The 1,911-nt window shown below is 43.0% G+C and carries 3 protein-coding genes; all 3 read left to right on the forward strand.

What is annotated here, in order from left to right:
• A partial coding sequence (locus B4K20_RS06055) for an NAD(P)H-dependent flavin oxidoreductase (RefSeq protein ID WP_289282250.1) occupies positions 1–650 on the forward strand: 650 nt, incomplete at its 5' end.
• Between the two features lie 207 nt (positions 651–857).
• Positions 858–1,310 carry a SufE family protein gene (locus tag B4K20_RS06060; RefSeq protein ID WP_289282251.1) on the forward strand — a complete coding sequence of 151 codons (453 nt, stop codon included), beginning with the start codon at positions 858–860 and terminating at the stop codon, positions 1,308–1,310.
• Positions 1,297–1,911: NAD(P)-binding domain-containing protein (locus B4K20_RS06065; RefSeq protein ID WP_289282252.1), on the forward strand; the 615-nt coding region annotated here is incomplete at its 3' end. The genes B4K20_RS06060 and B4K20_RS06065, both read left to right, overlap by 14 nt.

Below are 1,911 nucleotides of genomic sequence, written 5' to 3' on the forward strand. Positions count from 1 at the left end.
AAATTAAAGCCCACAATATTCCCTTGATTTGCCAGGTTCAATCGTTAGCTGAAGCCCTGGAAGTCAAAAATAAAGGCGCTGATTTTATCGTCACTCAAGGTAGTGAGGCAGGCGGTCACGGTAAAAGTCAGCGATCTACCCTCTCTCTAACGAAAGGCGTTATTGATCATCTACCGAACACGCCAGTGATAGCGGCTGGAGGCGTTGCCGACGGCAAAAGCCTGGCAGCGATGTTAAGTCTGGGTGCTGTCGGCGCTTCTATCGGCAGCCGTTTTTATGCATCGACAGAGTCTATGGCTGATAATACATTAAAGAACAAAATGGTAGAAAGCGGTGGTGATGATACTCAGCGAACACAGGTGTTTGATATTATTAGAGAAATACCATGGCCACCAGAGTATACTGGCAGAGCCCTTAAAAATGTGTTCACCGCTAAATGGCATGATAATGAAACAGAATTAAAACGTCAGCTACATCAGCATCAAGCGAAATTCTTTTCTGAACAACAATCAAATAATTTAGACTCAGCGATCATCTGGGCAGGAGAATGTATCGATTCAATACACGCTATTCAATCTGCTGAGACAATTATCAATGAGATGGTCACGGATGCAAAACACTCACTAGAGAACCCAACATACAGCAGATAATCCATATAAACCATTGATGACAAAACGATAACGCCATGAAGCTTAACCCTAAACCCTCCGTGACCGATGAGTCGTGATTACTGGGGTAATGACTCAAGCACGACTTACACCTAGGCAAGTCCTCGTTTATACCAAACTGAAATAAAGTTTAATAACAGCCTCACTAATGATACGATATATCATATTAACAACTTTACTATTTGCTAAATGACTTCAGATACGATTCTCGACACACAACAGCAGATTGTTAGCGATTTTGAGTTGCTTGGTTACTGGCAGCAGCGCTATGCCTATGTCATTGATTTAGGTAAAAACTTAATCAAACACAGTGACAGCGAATTACAGACTGAAGAAAACCGTTTGTACGGTTGCCAGTCGAATGTCTGGTTATCATCGGAGTACAAAGACCAAAAGCTATTTTTCACCGGCACCAGTGACTCGGTCATTGTTGCAGGTTTGATGGCGTTGTTATTTAAAGTGTATTCAGGGCAGTCTCCGAAAGCGATTCTCAGTCACTCACTGACCTTTATTAATGATACAGGCCTAATCAATAACCTCACCTCACAACGAAGCACTGGCTTGGCTTACATGGTTGAACGCATCTATGAAACGGCGCAATCTCAACAACGTAAATCGACATCCCATCATGAAAAAGCCTAGTCCTTATTTCGATGTTATTGTGGTGGGTGCCGGTGCCGCAGGCATTGGTATAGCGTTGATGTTGCAAAAAATTCCTGGGCTATCTTTCACGGTACTCGAATCAGGTAGTATTGGAGAATCATTCCGTCGCTGGCCGAAACAAACACGTTTTATTACCCCCTCATTTCACAGTAACCCATACGGATTAGTCGATCTGAATGCCATAGAAGAACATAGCTCCCCTGCTCTTTTCTGCCAATCAGAACATCCCTGCGGTGAGCATTATGCTGAGTATTTAAAAGCCGTTGTCAGTAACGAATATTTACCCGTCGTCCAGCATTGTCGTGTCGATAACGTACTCAAAGAAAACCGTGATAACTTTGTATTGAAAACGCAACAGGGCGTCTTTCGATCACAATATTTAATCTGGGCAACAGGTGAGTTTCAATTTCCAGATTTAGCCCCCTTTCCAGGTGCAGAACACGCTATACACTATGCGAATATTTCTGACTGGTCTGATTTTAATGCTGAAGCCTATACGGTCATTGGCGGCTATGAAAGTGCCATAGACGCCAGTATTAATCTACTAGCATCGGGGCATCATGTTCGTGTATTGATGAAA

This window comes from Methylophaga sp. UBA5088, assembly GCF_002414625.1.
In the GTDB taxonomy this organism is placed as follows: Bacteria; Pseudomonadota; Gammaproteobacteria; order Nitrosococcales; family Methylophagaceae; genus Methylophaga; species Methylophaga marina.

What these genes read in the sequence shown, in the direction of transcription:
- B4K20_RS06060 (WP_289282251.1), top strand. Translation starts at nt 858, where the DNA reads ATGACTTCAGATACGATTCTCGACACACAACAGCAGATTGTTAGCGAT.